Source organism: Luteipulveratus halotolerans, assembly GCF_001247745.1.
GTDB lineage: Bacteria > Actinomycetota > Actinomycetes > Actinomycetales > Dermatophilaceae > Luteipulveratus > Luteipulveratus halotolerans.
The window spans coordinates 4,025,735-4,042,364 of the sequence record NZ_LAIR01000002.1; the positions used below are offsets into that span (position 1 = coordinate 4,025,735).

Sequence of the window (16,630 nt, forward strand, 5' to 3'; positions counted from 1 at the left end):
CGATGCGCATCCCTTCACGGTACTCGCGACACGCGATCGGCATTGCTAGCGAAATCTCGGGCTCACGCTAGAGCCGCCCATACGCTGCGATCGTGGACCCGATCAGGAATCCGTACGCCCCGGGCGCGGGCCAGCGTCCTCCTGAGCTCGCCGGTCGTGACAGCGAGCTCGAGACGTTCTCCGTCGTGCTGGAGCGCATCGCGCGCGGCCGCCCCGAGCGGTCGGTCGTCCTGACCGGTCTGCGCGGCGTCGGCAAGACGGTGCTGCTCAACGCGCTGCGGTCGGCGGCCGTGCGTGCCGACTGGGGCACCGGCAAGCTCGAGGCGCGCCCCGACCAGCGGCTGCGGCGTCCCCTGTCGGCGGCCCTGCACGTCGCCGTCCGCGAGCTCGGCCACCCGCAGGCCGACGACGTCGACCACGTGCTCGGTGTCATCAAGTCGTTCGCGCACCGTGCGGTCGAGCCGGGCGCGAAGCTGCGTGAGCGGTGGAACCCGGGCATCGACGCGCCGGCCATCTCGGGCCGCGCGGACTCGGGTGACATCGAGATCGATCTCGTCGAACTCCTTTCTGACGTGGGCGGACTCGCGGCCGACGTCGGCAAGGGCGTCGGCATCTTCATCGACGAGATGCAGGACCTGCACCCCGAGGACGTCTCGGCGCTGTGCGCGGCCTGCCACGAGATCAGCCAGTCCTCGCTGCCCGTCATCGTCGTCGGCGCCGGACTGCCACACCTGCCGGCCGTGCTCTCGGCGTCGAAGTCCTACAGCGAGAGGCTGTTTCGCTACGCCCGCATCGACCGGCTGCCGCGCGCTGACGCCGACCGTGCGCTGCAGATGCCGGCCAAGGAGGAGGACGCCGACTTCACGCCCGAGGCGCTGGAGGCGATGTACGTCGCGACCGGCGGCTACCCGTACTTCATCCAGGCCTACGGCAAGGTCGCCTGGGACCTCGCCCCGCGTACGCCGATCACGGCCGACGACATCGCGGTCGCCGCACCCGAGGCAGAGTCGGAGCTCGCGGTCGGATTCTTCGGATCCCGTTACGAGAGAGCGACTCCCGGCGAGCGCGAGTACCTGCGCGCCATGGCCGACGCGGCCGTCGCCATCGCCTCCGATGACGAGGCTGAGCTCGACGAGATCGAGTCGGTGGCGACGTCTGACGTGGCCGTGATCCTGGGGCGCAAGCCCCAATCCCTTTCTCCTGCAAGGGATGCGCTGCTCAAGAAGGGCCTGATCTACTCGGGTGAGCGGGGGCGCATCGCGTTCACGGTGCCCCACTTCGGCCGCTACCTCCGCGCCCACACCTGACAATCGTGAGCACATACAACGACGAGTTCCAGTGACGATGAGAACATCGGAGACGAGTATGAAATCTGGCTTTCTTGGCGGAGAATTTGAAGGCTATACGTCTGTCTCAAGAGAGGGCCTTGAAGCCGCGCTTCGAGATGGCGAAGTGATCGTCGATACCAACGTACTTCTTGACCTGTACTCCCTTCCGGGGCCAGCGCGACTACTTGCCATCCGGTGCCTGGAGAAAATGGGAAAGCGGATATGGATGCCGCACCAAGTTGCACGAGAGTTCTGGCGGAACCGACCGGCATGCTTGGCTGAGATTGGGAAGGCTAAAGATCCAGTCGCTGACTTTCGAAATGACATATCGGCGCACATGAACCGGCTCGCCCTAGCCTCTCGGCACGCGACAGAACTCAGCATTCTGAAGAGAGAAATTCTAGAAGACGTTACGTCTCTCGAGCGCAAGATTCGCGACGCTACTGGTGATTCCTTGGACTGGAAGGCTGCACTTCGAAATACCGCCGACGACCCAGCCGTAGCCGAAATTTCCTCGATCTTTCCGGACTCTCAAGTCGGCGAGCCACTAGGCGACGAAGATGAGATGATAAAGGAGGGCGTAAAGCGTTTTGCGAGGAAAATACCCCCCGGGTTACAAGGACGGCAAAGACAAAGAATCCCAGCTGCCAGAGTACGGCACTGGGGACTTCCTACTTTGGGAGCAGGCCCTGCGTCACCTTGACGAGAAGGGAATTGCTTCGCCATTTGTCTTTATTACGCGAGACGAGAAAGAGGACTGGCGCCTAGAATTCGAGAGGTCTCGAGATATACGTGGCGGTGCCAGGCCAGAATTGGTGGCTGAAGCCCGACGGCGCGTTGGACAGCCGGTTATCATCATCTCGCCGAATGAATTCTACGACGTGATGGTTCGTCTTGTTGGCGATGCGGACGAGGCTGCCATCGCATCTCTCATTGAAGCTTCCGTGGATCCTTCCGGGACGGCTGCCTGGAATGGTCCTGCCTATATCGAGTTGTTGCGTAGGCTCGCGGAGGGCGGCTATCAAGTGCAAGCCGCAGTCCTCAACGCCGCAGCAAATTCGCCGGACGGTTTTGTCTCGAGAGAGCAAATATTTCAGATCGGCAACTATCCTGAGGATCGGTCCTTGAAGCGTTTCAGCCTCCCGGTCACAAGGATAAAGTTGGAGCTTATCGAAGAGGGGCTTTTGTCTGAATCGGCGGGCGACGCTCTCCGTGCGTCATACACTGGTCCTGGTCAGGCCATTGGATACTCCGTCGATCCTTCGTTGGTTGGAGTTCTTGAGACCAGAGTTGAGGTGGCTGAAAGTCTCGCCGAGATGGTTTCCTTCGCGGGGGCTGCCGTGGGCGCTGGGGGCATGGTAGATATCGGCGTCCTGAGGGAGTGCGCTCGAGTTTGCGATATTTCGGAGAAACTGGTGGTATCCGCCAGCGCATCTGGCCTCGCCCGAGAAATCCTAACCGCCTCCGGTGATGCCTGGTTGGACTCCTATGTGTCGACAGGGGGTGTCCTGACAAAGCAGGGACTCTTGGCGGTCAGGGATGCGGTGTACAGGAAGATGTCGTAACGGGTCTGATCCGCCGGCCCTGCGCCTGCTGCAGGTGCCGTTGGGCATCCCAGCCGATCGTGCGACGCCAGTCGTCGGGTAGGAAATCGGCTCGACCGCGCGAGGCGCCTCCGCTGTCGTCGTTCGGTCGTTAGCTCATGCCATCAGCTTCCTGACTCGACCCTCAAGCGGCACGAGTCAGGCGGTGGTCCCGCTCTTGGGCGCCGGCCAGGGACGGGAGCATCGTGGCATACGGTTGAATCCGTCGCTGGTCACTCTTTTGCCCGACGCTCCAGGATATGGCTCAGTGCATCGAGTTCCATACGGATCTGTCGAAAGAGGTTCGAGAACGAGGACTCTTGGAGTCGTACTGATAGTCGCTGGGCTGTCTTCTCGTCGCCCTCTTGGCTGCGGTCGGTGCTGGCAGCGTAAACCTTGAAAGCGATGAGGTATGCCTCCGTGAACTCGTTCTTCCGTTCGCGAAGGAGGCTCCCAAGGTCGGAGAGAAACCCGTCGATGCGCGCGGCCTCTGTCTCCGGATCAGACTCGCGCTGTGAGAGATCAAACTTGAGTGCGCCAGCGGCCGCCAAGAGGATCAGATACGCAGAGTACTTGTGTTTGGTGGAGTCAAGGAGACGCTGATATAGCGACACGTACGCCTCATCCTTGTAGGCGTCCTTTGCTTCCTCGTTCGCATTGCGGCCCGCCTCAACGGCGTCGAAGATTGTAGCAAAGAGGCGATCTTCGACGTCAGCATCGGAGGCATATAGAGCTTTGAGAACGTCCATGCGCACCTTCGAATAGTTGTCGTTGAACAACTGGTTGGGCGGGGCGCAGAAAAGGCCTAGGAAGACGTATTTTGTGAGCGCGAAGGATACCTCGGTCTCAGTGAGTTGGGCAAGCAGGTTTGGCAGGCTGTCATCCCGAGCGGACTCCAAGCCACGGCCTTGACTGGCGGCTGCCCTGCTCACGAGTTGGGGCCGGAGGTACTTGGCCAGCTCGAGGTCAATCTGGCTGACGTCGTTCTGATAGTTGGACGACCGGGCGATGGTCCATGCATCCTCATTTGCGGGAGTCTGGACCACCTTGATCTGAACAAGGAGCTCGGTATCAGTTGGCCGAGCATGCCAAATGCACATTGTAGTTTGGCACCCATTGATGATAGCGGCTCTGTCGGCAACGAGGGTGTTGTTGTCGGTTTGTCGAACCGCTTCGCCTCGAATCGTGATGCCATTGTTGCGCTCAAGCATGCGTCCTGGCTCGTCGACCACAGTGGCCGTGATGCTCGCGTTCACGCGGCCTTCCTCGAGGCCGAGCCATTCGCGAATGTTCTCAAAGAAAAGACCATCCCCGTGTTGATCGAAGAGCTCGACCATGTCCGGTCCACGGACTACGCCAAGATAAACATCTCCAACCCGGAGCCAGCCCTTCGGCGAGGTCAACGTCAATGAGTTTGGGAGGCGTGATGACTTTACGAACCGGTGCCGTAATGTATCGAGAATGGCCTGCCCGCCGACAAGGTGCAGCCGCCCTTCGGACTTGAGGCGCTTGTAGAAGCGAAGGGACGAGCGTCCCTTTGATTCGTAGATCGCTGCGATATTCGAGACGTCTGAGGAAGTAAGGACCATGTATACGGGCATCGCTGGGCGACCATTGCCTTCGAATGTCAAAGGCAGGACTCCGGCGTCCTCATCTATCGAGATCTGATCGTAGTCTTCGAACTTGGATAAGATCGAGTCTAAGTCGTCCACCCGTTCCAATTTGTAGCGACTCTGGACTCGCAGGACCGATCCATCGGCGTTCTGCCGTGAGCTGATGTCCACGCCTCCGTCATGGGAGACAGTTGGGCTAAGTTCGAAGCTCTCGAAACCTTGAGCCTGCGGCAGGTGGGGTAGAAGCTGCAGCATTGCGTTGACGAAGCGATTTCCCTTGCTCGGACTCGTCTCGCTCGAGAACTCGTCGTCGAGGTACGCACGGAAGTCCGCGAGCGACCGCAAGTACCGGGGAAGCTGCGTGGGGTCCACGTCTGGTGTAGTCACGGTTCTGGGTGTCCTCTCTCGCGCTGCGCTGACGCTACCAAGTAGCGCCGACATCTCAGGTATGTCGCAGCGAGCCACCATCTCCTGATGGCGACGGCGCAGATGCGCGATCGGAGGATGCGAGTTACCTCCGGCGTGGAGGTTGCCGTGTCCGTGCGCCGTGGGTGGGAAAGATAGGGGCGCTCGCAGGTGACGCTGAGATCTCTCGCACCCAGCAGGCGCGCGAGGTGGCGGTTCGCCGATGTGACGGCCGCGAGCGCTGATGCTGAGGACGAACAGCTCGACGAGATCGAGTCCGTGCTGTCCTCGGACGTGGCGGTGATCCTCGGCCGAAAGGCCCAAGCCCTCTCTCCTTCAAGGGATGCGCTGCTCACGATGGGCTGATCTACTCGGGAGAGGTGGCGCACGCGTTCGCGGTGTCCCACTTCGGCTGATACCTCCGCGCGCGTACGCATCGTGTCCGTGCAGGGCGAGATCCGTGCTGTGTGGTCACTTTCGGGTTCGGAGGCAGGCGCGGGTGGCCGCGAACCTGCGAACGGTCATCAGCCGCGCGATCCATTCGCGTTGAAGCGGGCTGCTCGCGGTTACCGCACGTACCCAGAAGGTCCGTGACCTAGCCCGCGGGGAGGGTGCCGGGGATGCGTTCGAAGACGAGGCTGGTCTGCGCATGGCTGACGCCCTCGACCGACGTCAGGTGCTCGAGCACCAGGTCGCGCAGGCCGTCGCTGGACGGTGCGGTGACGTGCACGAGGAAGTCGTCGGCGCCCGCCACGTGGTAGGCCGCGATGACTCCCGGGACCGCGGCGATGCGTTTGCGGAACGAGCTCATCGACGCGCGGGTGTGGCCGGCGAAGCGCAGCGCGACCATCGCTTCCAGCGGTCGACCGAGGGCGGCATGGTCGACGTCGGCGTGCACTCCGGCGATGACACCGCTCTCGCGCAGGGCGCGGACGCGACCCGCGCACGTCGACTCCGGGCAGCCGACGCGACGGGCGAGCTCGGCGTTCGAGAGCCGCCCGTCGGCGATGAGGAGCGTCACGATCGCGCGGTCGAGGTCGTCGACAGGGCGGGCCGGAACGGCCGTGCCGGTCGGCTGCGGATTCTGCGACGGAGTGCGTGAAGGAGCGGGCATTCCCGCAGGATCCCGTCAGAGACCCACTCCTGTCGGGGTTTCCACGAAATGATTGCGGCCCTGTCGTGCGATCCCCGATGCTCTCCGGCATGCGCACGAGCAGCCACCACACCGCCACCACACCCTCGGTGGCCACAGTCGCCGTCCACGCCGGCCGCGAGGACCTCGCCGGCCGCGGAGTCCATGTGCCCCCGCTCGACCAGTCGAGCACGTACCCGCTGCCGTCCGTCGAGGCCGGCGGCGCGGCGTACGAGCAGATGGCCACGGGCGGTCGTCCGCGCCAGGACGACTCCTTGGTCTACCAGCGGCTCTGGAACCCCAACGTCGACCGCTTCGAGCGCGGTGTGGCCCGCCTCGAAGGCGCCGACGAGGCCGTGGCGTTCTCGTCCGGCATGGCGGCGATCACCGCGTGCCTGCTCGCCACCGTGTCCGCCGGCCGACCGCATGTGGTCGCGGTGCGTCCGCTCTACGGCGGCACCGACCACCTCCTGGCGACGGGGCTCCTCGGCACCCAGGTGACCTGGGCCACCGCTGACGAAGTCGCCGCCGCCGTGCGCGCCGACACGGGCCTGGTCGTCGTCGAGTCGCCGGCCAACCCCACCCTCGACCTGGTCGACATCGCGGCCGTGGTCAAGGCTGCCGGCGACGTGCCCGTCCTGGTCGACAACACCTTCGCGACGCCCGTGCTGCAGCAACCGCTCGCCCTGGGTGCTGCGCTGGCCGTGCACTCGGCGACCAAGTTCCTCGGTGGTCACGGCGACCTGCTCGGCGGAGTCGTTGCTACCCATGACGACTGGGCCGTACGCCTGCGCCAGGTCCGCGCGCTGACCGGCGGCGTGCTCGCACCCACCGCCGCCTATCAGCTGCACCGCGGCCTCCAGACCCTGCCGATGCGCGTACGCACACAGCAGGCCGGCGCGCAGGTCATCGCGCAGTGGCTCGTCGACCAGCCAGAGGTGGCCGATGTCGCGTATCCCGTTCTCTCCCAATGTGATTCGGCCGGACTCGTGGCTACGCAGATGGCCGGGCCGGGGTCCGTCCTGTCCTTCACCATGGCCGGCGGGGCCGAGGCGGCCGCCGCCGTCGCCGAGTCGTGCCGGCTCATCACGCACGCGGTGTCGCTCGGCGGGGTCGACAGCCTCATCGAGCACGCGGCTGCGCTGACGCAGCGTCCCGTCGCGGCCGAGGCCAAGCCGAACGCCGCGCTCCTGCGCCTGTCCGTCGGGCTCGAGGACCCGGCCGACCTGATCGCCGATCTGGCGCAGGCCTTCCGGATGTCCTCGCAGGCGTGGCCGACGCGATCGATGGAGCACGGCGACGCGGTGAAGGTCGACGCCCTCACCTGACGGGCGGCTCAGCCGGCCGCGTCCTTGAACGCCAGGCCGGCGTCGCGCAGCGCGTCCTTCAGGCGAGCCACCGCGATCGGGCCGACGCCGTGCATGGCCAGCAGCTCGTCCGACGAGTACGCCGTCACGGCCTCCAGCGACCGCACCCCGACCGCCCGCAGCGCGCGCGTCGCCGGTGCGCCGATCTTGGGCAGCGGCGTGCCCGACGGTCGCGGCACACGTACGCGCGGCGCGGGCAGTCGGGCGTCGACCACCGCCTCGCCGCGCGGTGACAGCCGGTAGCCGATGTCGAGCGACTCGGTGAGCCCGAGCTCCTTGAGCTTGCGCACGTCCTTCTTGAAGTCGGCGGTCTCGCGCCCGACCTGCGCGGCCAGATCAGGCGCCCGGCGCTCGGGGTTCTCGTCGATCAGGTCGAGCGTCTGATGTGTCCACGCGCCGATCTTCGACGCCCGGTCGAGGCGGGCCAGCCGTTGCTCGATCTCGGCGATGCCGGCCGCGTCGGGCACGGTCGAGCGGAGCGCCTCGCGCGGGTCGGGCCCGGCGTACGTGAGCCCGACCCGCCAGATCGGGTCGTCCGGCCGGGCGGCGAGCGCGGTGAGCAGGGTGTCGAGCGACGCGGCGCCTGCCCGCCGAGCGTCGTCCGCGGTCAACGAGTCAGGCGACACCGACTCGACCGAGGTCACCTCGACGAGCCCCACGGACGTGCGCATCCGCGTACCGACGACGACGCGCGGGGAGGCCCACCGGCGGAACGCGAGGTCGATGTCGCCCCGCTTGATCGCAGCCTGCTCGGCCGGACGGATCATCATGAGGCAACTCTGTCAGGACCTGTCACCCGCCGAGCCGAGAGCGGCACGGAAGCCCGACGAGCGGCACGTCGTACGGCGTGCCGCTCGTGCACCATCCGTGCCGTTCTCGCGTCGGTGCGTGGGTCAGGCGTCCAACGGCTTGCGCGCCCAGAACAGCGTGAGCATGCCCTGCATGTACGAGCGGTGCCCGCACTCGACGAACCCCGCCTCCTCCAGCCGGCCGAGCACCGCCTCGGGCGTGAGGAACGCGAGCGTCGACTGCTGCAGGAACTCGTAGTCGCGCGCGTTGCCCGCGACGACCGAACCCACGAGCCGAGGCCAGTACGCCGTGACGCCGGCTGCGACGCGACCGACCAGCCCGGGCTTGCCCGGTGAGGAGTCGAGCGCGACGAGACGACCGCCCGGCGCGAGCACCCGCCACTGCTCGCGCAGCGCTCCGACGAAGTCGTCGGTGAGGTAGCGCAGCAGGTAGCCGTGCGTCACGGCGTCGAACGACGCGTCGTCGAACGGCAGCTCGCGCGCGTCGAGCTGCCGCCACTCGATCCGGTCGGCTCCGGGCCGCTGCCGTGCGACGTCGAGCATCTCCGACGTCAGGTCGGCGGCGACGATGCGGGCGGACGGGCAGCGTTCGAGCGCGTCGAACGCGATCTGGCCCGTGCCCGTGGCGAGGTCGAGCAGACGCCCGTCGCGGGGGAGCGCGGCGTGCTCCTGGATCGCCTTCCGCCAGCGCCGGTCCTGGCCGAGCGTCATGACGCGGTTGGCCAGGTCGTAGCGCGGCGCCACCCGAGCGAACATCTCGCGCACCCGGGTCGGTTCGGGCTGCTCGGCGTCGGGCGGGGTCGTGTCGGCGGGGAGTGTCATGTGCCCAGCCTCCCGCATCGGGCGGTACGCCGGCCCCACCCCCACGCGGGACCACATCGCTCGCCGGTGGGGTGAGTGCCGCTGAGCCCGGCTGCACGTTGGGGTCGTCGGTGAGGCAGGAGGGTGATGCTGTCTCGACGGTGCCCGGTGACAGGACCGGGTCAGGCGTCGACCGACGCGTCCGCGATCGCCGCTGCGAGGTCGGCCGGTCGACTCCACATCGGCCAGTGGCCGGTCGGGAGGTCGACCAGCTGCAGGTCGCGCAGCTCGGCGACCGCGGCCATCATCGGGTGTCCGTCACGCGCCATCTGCATCATCACCTCCGACGGGATCGACGACGCGATGATCGTCGTCGGCACCTCGTGGCGTGCCTCGTCGATGAGCTCGACCGGCGCTCGTACGACGCCGGCCGGCTCGGGCACCGCGCGCTCGCGGAACGTCGCGAGCTGCTCGTCGGTGAGACCGTCCACACTCGCCTCCAGGTCGTCGTACGCCGGCAGCGGCAGCGGCAGCTCCGTGACCTCGGCCGGAAGCGAGGCGTCGAACGCCGACCCGTCGCTCGACGGGCCGCTGTCGACGTAGACGACCCGAGCCACCGATCCCGGGTCGCGGTCGAGCACGAGTGAAGCGACCGCGCCGGCGCCACTGTGCGCGACCAGGACGACCGGTGGTGATGCCGCCTTCACTGCAGCGCTCACCGCGTCGGCCTGCTGGACCAAGGTCGCCGAGAACCGTTGCGGATCATCGGGATCCAGCCCGGGCAGCGTGAGCGCGAGCACGTCGTGACCGCGTGCGCGCAGGTCGTCGGCGACGGCGTCCCACGCCCAGGCGCCGAGCCAGTAACCGGGGACGAGGACGAAGGACGGAAGCGGTGCGGATGTCGTCATGCCTGCATCGTCACTCGGCAGGCGGACAGCATCGTTCCGCAGCGCAACGCCCACTCACCAGGCGAAATGTGGGTTCAAGGGCTGCTATAGCGGCGTCTGAAGTCACATTTCGCCCGGGAAGTGGGCGTTGGCCGGGGGACTGCGGGGTGCGAGCGCGGAAAAGGGCGCCCGTGCCGGGGTCAGCGGGGCTTGGGGCCGCCGGTCTTGAGCAGCTTGCGCTGGGTGCGGCGGCCCTGCTTGACGACCGACGGGATGATGCGCAGCGCCAGACTCGGGAACGTGTCGCCGAGGCGCACCTGCGCTCCACGCCACTTCGGCACGGTCGTCACCGGACGCGGCGAGTCGAGCACCGACGCCACCGCCTCGACGACCTCGGACGGCTGCAACAGCTTGCCCGAGAACGACAGCGCCGAGCCGGGGTCGTCGAGCTTGTCGTGCAGCATCGGCGTCCAGATGCCGTCCGGGCAGACGCAGGAGATGTCGATGTTCGTGATGCCCGCGAGCCGCAGGTCCGACAGCGTGCTCAGGCTGAACCCGATCGCCGCGTGCTTCGACGCCGCGTAGACCGCCTCACCCGGCACCGAGCTGAGACCCGCGAGCGACACGATGTTGACGATGTACCCGCCGCGACCCTTCATCGCCTCGATCGCGGCCACCGTGCCGTTGATGGTGCCGAGCGCGTTGACCTCCATGATGAGGCGGCGCGTGTCGGCGTCCTGCTCCCACGCGGGGCCGGTCATGAGCACGCCCGCGTTGTTGACCCAGAGCGCGAGATGCCCTGCGCGAGAGACGATCTCGTCACGCGCGGCGGCGACGGCGTCCACGTCACGGACGTCGAGCGCGTACGCCGTCGCCCGGTCGCCGAGGTCGGCCGCGGTCGCCTTGGCAGCGCCCTCGTCGAGGTCGGTGACGAGCACGTCGTACCCGCGGTCGACGAGGAGCCGCGCGATCTGCTGTCCGAGACCACGGCCGGCGCCGGTGACGACGGCCCCGCCCATCGGCGTACGGGAGGTCACGCCTGCGCCTGGCGAAGGCCGGCCTGGACCTGGCCGTACTCGATGCCGCCGTGCACGAACGTCGGCAGCACCGGCCAGAACCGCTTCCACGGGGCGAGCTCGGTCGACGGCAGGATCTGCAGCCGGCGCGGGTCGCGCTTGGACGGGTCGGCCATGATCTTCTCCTTGATCATGGAGTCGTACTGGTCGAGCGAGTCCTCGAGCGTGTTGGAGTTGGGGCAGATCTCGCGGCCGTAGGTGCGGGCGTACGAGCGCACGCCGGGGATCGTGGACAGCTCGGGCTGCCAGTTGTCCAGCGAGATGCCGTTCTCGGACGAGACCCACACGCCGTCGGGGGTGTTGATCGCGAGCGAGTGGTTGCCGTCGGTGTGGCCGGGGGTCCACAGCAGGGCGATGCCCGGGCCGAGCTCGATGTCGCGGTCGAACGTCGCGAAACGGCTCGGGTCGACACCGTCGAGGCCGTCCTCGACGTACCAGGCCCACTGCATCGGGTGGATCGACTGCAAGGTGGCGAGCTCACGCTCGTGCACCAGCATCTTCGCGTCGCCGAACAGCGGCTTGCGCGGCGCGGACTCGCCGGGGATGGCCTTCGAGGAGCCCATGATCATGCGCGGGTCCTGCACGTGCAGGTGGTCGAACGTGCAGAAGTCGATGTCGTCCGGAGTGAGACCGACGAGACGCAGCACGTCGTCGGGCTCGTTCATGTACTTCAGCATGAAGCCCTCGAACTTCTTGCTGAGACCGAACGGGACCTTGTCCATCGTGCGCTGCAGGTTGTCGTAGAACGGCGCCTCGGCCGAGCCCTCGGGCATCGTCGGCTCGAAGACGAGCGTGCGTGCGCGGCCGTCCCAGTCGTCGTACTGGACGACGATCATGCGGTTGATCATCGCGATGAGCGGCAGGTGCGGCGCCACGACGGCACCGTTGAACGCGAACGAGACGGGGTACGGCGCAGCCGCGATGTCGACCGACTTCACCGCACGCACCTGGCCCTGCTGGACGAACCGCTTCTTGTACGCGGTCGTCGCGTCGCGGACGGCCTGAAGTCGGTCGCCGCGCGGCCACACCTCGTGGACGCCGTCGAACTCGGGGATGGTGCGCGCGCCGATCTCGGTGAGCGGCGTGCTGGTGCCAGCGCTGGGCGTGTCGGTCAACGTCATCCCTCAAGAGTGCCCGGCACTGTGACGCAGGTCTCGCCCTCGGACGCCAGTTTCTTAACTCTGCGCGCCACTCGGGTGCGCGTGGCGACCGGCCTCGGCGCGTAGCTCGCGGGGGCTCGCGCCGTGCCACCGGCGTACGGCCCGCGTCAGCGCCGACTGCTCGGTGAACCCGACGAGCGGACGGCCTCGTCGGCGAGGTCGACGTCGTACGCCGGCAACCCGGTCGCGGTGTGATGGGCCTCGGTGAGCATGAGGTAGAGGACGGACAGCACGGCGTCGAGGCGTTCGGTGGATGATCCCGGCTCGGGGGAACCCTTGTCAGCATTGACGATTCGCCGCTTGGCGCGGGTGATGCGCTGAGCCACCGTCGCCTCGGGCAGCAGCATCGCGGTGGCGATCTGCTCCGTGGTCAGACCGGCTGCCGCGCGGAGCGTCAGCGTGATCTGCGCCGACGGCGACAGCGCGGGGTGGCAGCACAGCTGCAGCATCCCGAGGCTGTCGTCGGCGGCGCTCGGGGACGCGTCGTCGAGCGGGGCCAGCAGAGCGGCCTCCCGTGCCTCGCGCGCACGGCGTCGAGCGTCGGAACGGACGTGATCGACGTAGCGCCGGCGCGCCACGGTCACCAGCCAGGCGAGCGGGTCGTGCGGCGGGTCGTGCGGCCACGAGAGGTACGCCTCGGTGAGGGCCTCCTGGACGGCGTCCTCGCAGGCGTCGAGCTGGTCTCCGCCGTGCGCGCGCAGCAGCCGAGCGAGGACCTGCGGCGCCAGGGTGCGCCACCGGTCCTCGCCCGTCGCTGCCATGACCGACCCGATCAGCTGTCGGCGTCGGCGGAGAACATGACCGGGCGGATCTCCAGTGCGAGCCCGTCGATGCCCGCGTCCGGGATCATCTTCGCGAGCTCGATCGCGCGGGCCTCGTTCTCGACGTCGAGCAGGTAGTAGCCGCCCATGAACTCCTTGGCCTCGACGAACGGCCCGTCCGTGACGACCGGTGCGCCGTCCACGGAGCGCACGACCTTGCTCTGGCTCGGGTCGCCGAGCGCGTTGGTCGCGATGAACTCGCCCGACTCGCGCGTGGCCTTCATGAACGCCTCGTGGCCGTCGCCGATCGCCTTGCCCTGCTCCTCGGTCAGGCCCTCCAGGACGGCGGGGTCGACCTGCATCAGGATCACGTACTTCATGGCTTCGCTCCTTCAGTTCGCAGCGCCCGGGTGGCGCGGCGTACCTGGTGGTCGTCACCGTCCGTGCGGATTCGACACCTCATCCTGGCCAATTCTCCAGCCTGCGCGCGGCCGCCGCCGAAAGTGCGGGTGACCGGCCCGGGGCGGCGACCGTACGCTCCGGTCATGCCCCAGCGGATCATGTACGTCCAGCTGAAGACGGGGTACGACATCGATCGTGGCCCGGCCTGGATCGCGCGTGTCCGGTTCACGCGGACGTGGCGCACCGCGTACGTGCACAGTCGGACGCTGCACCGGACGACGGGAATCGCGTACGCGCAGCGCGACGACGCGAACTACTACGACGTCGCGACCGGCGAGGGCTTCTGGCTGTCCGGACCCAAGCGGGACCGCACGGACGGCCGCTACTCCGCGCAGGCGCCCGCGGTCGACGAGGACGTGCGCGAGGCGTACGAAGCCTTCCTCGACGGAGCGGGCGCAGACGTGCTTCGAGGGCCTGCGCTCTGACGCGGCGGCAGGAGGTCTCCAGGGAGATAGGGGAGTCTCCAGAGAACCGCAACGTGGTTGCGTGAATACGCAACACGGTTGCGCTTGCTCGGAAGCCCCTGTGTGGCCTGGAGGGCGCGGCGGCGGTCGAGATGGGGTGTCCCTAGAACGTCAACCGCGTTGACGGTGATGCGCAACGATGTTGACGGTTGTGGGGAGCCTCCCGTCGTCCTTCGCAGTGTCTCAGCCCGACGCCCGGGCGCGGGCCTGCTCCCACGCGTCGGTGACCCACGGCTCGACGTAACCCGTCCACACGCCGGGCAGCAGGAGCACACCCAGGACCACGAACACCGGCACGAGCAGGCCGGTCTCGACCCAGGTGCCCGTGCGGAAGCGCAGCGGTCGGGGCGGGCGGATCTCGTACCAGGTCTCGCCCGCGATCGGCAGCGGGAACAGGAACGGGCAGCCCGACCGGGTGAGCGAGTCGCCGACGCAATGGGTGAAGCAGCCCACCGCGACCGCGGCACCGAGCCAGCCCGACACCTGCTCCAGGTCGGCGACGTAGTCGTGGGCCGTGCCGAGCCAGGCCACGACGCCCGCGCCGGTGAGCAGCAGCACCCAGTCGCCGAGCACCGCCTCGGCGAGCAGCAGGCCGCTCACGACGACCACGCCGACCGCGTGCGCACCCCACTCCTGCGTGGCCAGGTTGGTGGCCCAGCCCAGAGCGATCGCGAACACCAGCGTGTGCGTCAGATGTCGGTGCTTGCCCGTGACGTCCTCGTCGCGCGGGCCCTTCGTGAGTGCGTACGTCGCTGCGGACAACGCGCGCAGGATGCGGCACAGCAGACCCGTCAGCGGCCCGAGGAACCGCGAGGCGCTCGCGCCCGGGTGGTCGAGGTCCGGCAGCAGGGCGAAACCCGCTGTGGTCGCGGCGATCAGGACGGCCTGGTGCACCGATCGGGCCTCGACGAGCGGCGCCACAGCGAGGCCGGCGCACCATCCCGTGAGCGCGTGCGTACGGCCCATCATCGTGTCGTGGTCCCAAGGTCGAAGGCGGTCAGGGCAGCCGAAAACGCCTCGTATCACGAGGTTTTCGCAAGACCACCGAGCCTATCGGTGACGTACGACGAAGCCGCGCCCGGCCGATCGCGTTACCTCTGCCGGTCCGGCGTCGTCATGGGGGTGTCCGAGCAGATCGAACCCGAAGGAGCCCGTCATGCCCGCTCGACTCAACCCGTTCGCCACGGAGATCGGCCCCAAGATCACGCGACACCTCCAGGCCGCTCACCATGAGCTCGTCGCGACGACCGTGCCGACCGGCACGATGGAGCTGGTCAACATCCGGGTCAGCCAGATCAACGGCTGCGGCGCCTGCCTCGACATGCACGTCAAGGAGGCGGCGCGTGCGGGCGAGGACGCGTTGCGTATCAACCTGGTCGGTGCGTGGCGCGAGACGACCGTGTTCTCCGACGCCGAGCGCGCGGCGCTGGAGCTCGCCGAGGCCGGCACCCGTCTGGCTGACGGCGCCGGCGTCAGCGACGAGATCTGGGAGGCCGCCGCCAAGCACTACGACGAGGAGGAGCTCATGGTGCTCGTCTCGCAGATCGCGTTCATCAACGCCGCGACGCGCATGAACGTGATGCTGCGGGTGCAGGGCGGCGGCGACAAGGCGGGCAGTCTCGGCTGATCGTGGGCCGCCAGGCCCGGGCGGCGTCGGCATGAGCGGCCCTCGAGCGGTCGGGTCAGGCCGCGGGCACGAGCCCGAGTGCGCGCAGCACCTCGCGCGTCGACTCCGCGATCACGGCGTCGACGCCCTTGCTGCCCTGGGTGTCGCGTGTGCTGAGCACAGCGATCACGACGGGCTCCCGGTCGGGTGGCCAGATCACGGCGATGTCGTTGCGGCCGCCGTACGACGCCGTACCCGTCTTGTCGGCCACGGTCCAGCCCTTCGGGACTCCGGCGCGAATCGTGGTGTCGCCCGTGGTGTTTCGCCACATCGTGTCGCGCAGGAAGGCGCGCTCGGGGCTGGGCAGCACGTCGTCGACCAGTAGCGCGCGCAGGTCGGTGGCGAGCTGTCGTGCGGTGCTGGTGTCGCGCTCGTCGCCGGGGACGCCGTCGCTCAGCTCGACCTCGTAGCGACTCGGCCGGGTGACGTGGTCACCGAGTGTGGCCTGCAGGGACGTGCCGAAACCGGCAGGCCCGCCGAGCGCAGTCAACAGCTTGTTGCCGGCTGTGTTGTCGCTGAATCGCACTGCAGCGTCGATGATCTCGCGCATCGTCATGGTCTTGCCGACGTACCTGCTCGACACCGGTGACGCGGGCCGCAGGTCGGCAGCGCTGATGGCGACCGCGGTCTCGAGACCCGCGAGCCCGGACTTCTTCAGCACCAGACCCGAGGCGAGCGCCTTGAAGGTCGAGGCGTACGCGAACCGCTCGTCCTCGTGGAACCTGACCTCGCGTCGCGACCCGGTGTCGACGGCGTAGACGCCGAGGCGGACGGCGTGCTTCTGCGCGATCGGCCCGAGTGCTGGGGGCGCTGGATGGGCCGACGAGGTGCCGCGCGAGGACGTGGGCGTGACCGGCCGGCGTACGGAGTCGCTGTCCGACCGGGACGAGCAGCCCGACGACATGGCGGCCAGAGGGAGTGCAGTGGCTGCCGTGAGCACAGCGCGACGAGAGGGCTCCACGGCGACCAGCATTCCCGATCGTGCCCACAGGCGCTCGACCGGTGTACGTCGAGGCGCTCGCGATCTGCACCGCAGGCGAGGACCGTGCCGGGATCGAACGGGTCCCGTTGTCCGGGCTGCTGGCGCCGGAGCAGCCCGAACAGGGTCACACTGGG

Annotated in this window: 17 protein-coding genes and 2 pseudogenes; 8 read left to right on the forward strand and 11 right to left on the reverse strand. The window is 67.9% G+C overall.

Translation table 11 applies throughout. The features are described from left to right. Positions 1 to 92: 92 nt before the first annotated feature. The 4 genes and pseudogenes from VV01_RS20200 (at position 93) to VV01_RS23550 (ending at position 2,893) form a co-directional block, all read left to right on the forward strand. The gene (locus VV01_RS20200) at positions 93 to 1,307 is read left to right on the forward strand and encodes an ATP-binding protein (RefSeq protein WP_050671467.1); all 1,215 of its coding nucleotides are present in this window, start codon (positions 93 to 95) and stop codon (positions 1,305 to 1,307) included. A gap of 58 nt (positions 1,308 to 1,365) precedes the next feature. Next, positions 1,366 to 1,914: pseudogene (locus VV01_RS24990) on the forward strand (PIN-like domain-containing protein); the annotation flags it as partial. 4 nt (positions 1,915 to 1,918) lie between these two features. Next, a pseudogene (locus tag VV01_RS24995) lies at positions 1,919 to 2,089 on the forward strand (PIN-like domain-containing protein); the annotation flags it as partial. Positions 2,090 to 2,143: 54 nt separating this feature from the next. Then, positions 2,144 to 2,893 (forward strand): hypothetical protein, encoded by a 750-nt coding sequence (locus VV01_RS23550; protein ID WP_157508984.1) that lies wholly within the window; start codon positions 2,144 to 2,146, stop codon positions 2,891 to 2,893. A gap of 251 nt (positions 2,894 to 3,144) precedes the next feature. Here VV01_RS23550 and VV01_RS20210 read toward each other — a convergent pair whose 3' ends face one another. After that, positions 3,145 to 4,911, reverse strand: coding sequence for an AIPR family protein (locus tag VV01_RS20210; protein WP_197275122.1), 1,767 nt, complete (start codon positions 4,909 to 4,911; stop codon positions 3,145 to 3,147). A gap of 243 nt (positions 4,912 to 5,154) precedes the next feature. On the opposite strand from VV01_RS20210, the gene VV01_RS23555 reads away from it, so the two are divergent. Further along, positions 5,155 to 5,295 (forward strand): hypothetical protein, encoded by a 141-nt coding sequence (locus tag VV01_RS23555; protein WP_157508986.1) that lies wholly within the window; start codon positions 5,155 to 5,157, stop codon positions 5,293 to 5,295. Between the two features lie 229 nt (positions 5,296 to 5,524). On the opposite strand, the gene VV01_RS20215 is transcribed toward VV01_RS23555, so the two are convergent. Continuing rightward, complete coding sequence (locus tag VV01_RS20215; RefSeq protein ID WP_050671470.1) at positions 5,525 to 6,043, reverse strand: Lrp/AsnC family transcriptional regulator; 519 nt, start codon at positions 6,041 to 6,043, stop codon at positions 5,525 to 5,527. Positions 6,044 to 6,132: 89 nt separating this feature from the next. Between VV01_RS20215 and VV01_RS20220 the strand changes: the two genes are divergently transcribed. Then, the gene (locus tag VV01_RS20220; RefSeq protein WP_050672055.1) at positions 6,133 to 7,389 is read left to right on the forward strand and encodes a trans-sulfuration enzyme family protein; all 1,257 of its coding nucleotides are present in this window, start codon (positions 6,133 to 6,135) and stop codon (positions 7,387 to 7,389) included. An 8-nt stretch (positions 7,390 to 7,397) separates the two neighbouring features. On the opposite strand, the gene VV01_RS20225 is transcribed toward VV01_RS20220, so the two are convergent. The 7 genes from VV01_RS20225 to VV01_RS20255 form a co-directional block, all read right to left on the reverse strand. Continuing rightward, positions 7,398 to 8,198: a helix-hairpin-helix domain-containing protein gene (locus VV01_RS20225; protein ID WP_050671471.1), complete on the reverse strand. Its 801-nt coding sequence runs from the start codon at positions 8,196 to 8,198 to the stop codon at positions 7,398 to 7,400. Positions 8,199 to 8,321: 123 nt separating this feature from the next. Next, positions 8,322 to 9,059, reverse strand: a complete 738-nt coding sequence (locus VV01_RS20230; RefSeq protein ID WP_050671472.1) for a ubiquinone/menaquinone biosynthesis methyltransferase — start codon at positions 9,057 to 9,059, stop codon at positions 8,322 to 8,324. 161 nt (positions 9,060 to 9,220) lie between these two features. After that, positions 9,221 to 9,946 carry an alpha/beta fold hydrolase gene (locus VV01_RS20235; protein ID WP_050671473.1) on the reverse strand — a complete coding sequence of 242 codons (726 nt, stop codon included), beginning with the start codon at positions 9,944 to 9,946 and terminating at the stop codon, positions 9,221 to 9,223. Positions 9,947 to 10,125: 179 nt separating this feature from the next. Then, positions 10,126 to 10,962 (reverse strand): SDR family NAD(P)-dependent oxidoreductase, encoded by an 837-nt coding sequence (locus VV01_RS20240; RefSeq protein ID WP_231635292.1) that lies wholly within the window; start codon positions 10,960 to 10,962, stop codon positions 10,126 to 10,128. Next, the gene (locus VV01_RS20245; RefSeq protein ID WP_050671474.1) at positions 10,959 to 12,122 is read right to left on the reverse strand and encodes an MBL fold metallo-hydrolase; all 1,164 of its coding nucleotides are present in this window, start codon (positions 12,120 to 12,122) and stop codon (positions 10,959 to 10,961) included. The genes VV01_RS20240 and VV01_RS20245 overlap by 4 nt, the downstream gene beginning before the upstream one ends. 146 nt (positions 12,123 to 12,268) lie before the next feature. Beyond that, positions 12,269 to 12,922 carry a sigma factor gene (locus VV01_RS20250; RefSeq protein ID WP_050671475.1) on the reverse strand — a complete coding sequence of 218 codons (654 nt, stop codon included), beginning with the start codon at positions 12,920 to 12,922 and terminating at the stop codon, positions 12,269 to 12,271. A gap of 11 nt (positions 12,923 to 12,933) precedes the next feature. After that, complete coding sequence (locus VV01_RS20255; protein WP_050671476.1) at positions 12,934 to 13,302, reverse strand: YciI family protein; 369 nt, start codon at positions 13,300 to 13,302, stop codon at positions 12,934 to 12,936. Between the two features lie 165 nt (positions 13,303 to 13,467). On the opposite strand from VV01_RS20255, the gene VV01_RS20260 reads away from it, so the two are divergent. After that, on the forward strand, positions 13,468 to 13,809 hold the full coding sequence (locus VV01_RS20260; protein WP_050672057.1) for a hypothetical protein: 342 nt from the start codon (positions 13,468 to 13,470) through the stop codon (positions 13,807 to 13,809). Positions 13,810 to 14,031: 222 nt separating this feature from the next. Here VV01_RS20260 and VV01_RS20265 read toward each other — a convergent pair whose 3' ends face one another. Next, complete coding sequence (locus VV01_RS20265) at positions 14,032 to 14,814, reverse strand: metal-dependent hydrolase (RefSeq protein ID WP_071606472.1); 783 nt, start codon at positions 14,812 to 14,814, stop codon at positions 14,032 to 14,034. A 190-nt stretch (positions 14,815 to 15,004) separates the two neighbouring features. Here VV01_RS20265 and VV01_RS20270 point away from each other — a divergent pair, with 190 nt between their 5' ends. After that, on the forward strand, positions 15,005 to 15,475 hold the full coding sequence (locus VV01_RS20270; RefSeq protein WP_050671478.1) for a carboxymuconolactone decarboxylase family protein: 471 nt from the start codon (positions 15,005 to 15,007) through the stop codon (positions 15,473 to 15,475). Positions 15,476 to 15,530: 55 nt separating this feature from the next. Here the strand turns inward: VV01_RS20270 and bla are convergent, their stop codons facing one another. Continuing rightward, positions 15,531 to 16,475, reverse strand: a complete 945-nt coding sequence (gene bla, locus VV01_RS20275) for a class A beta-lactamase (RefSeq protein ID WP_197275123.1) — start codon at positions 16,473 to 16,475, stop codon at positions 15,531 to 15,533. Positions 16,476 to 16,630 lie beyond the last annotated feature (155 nt).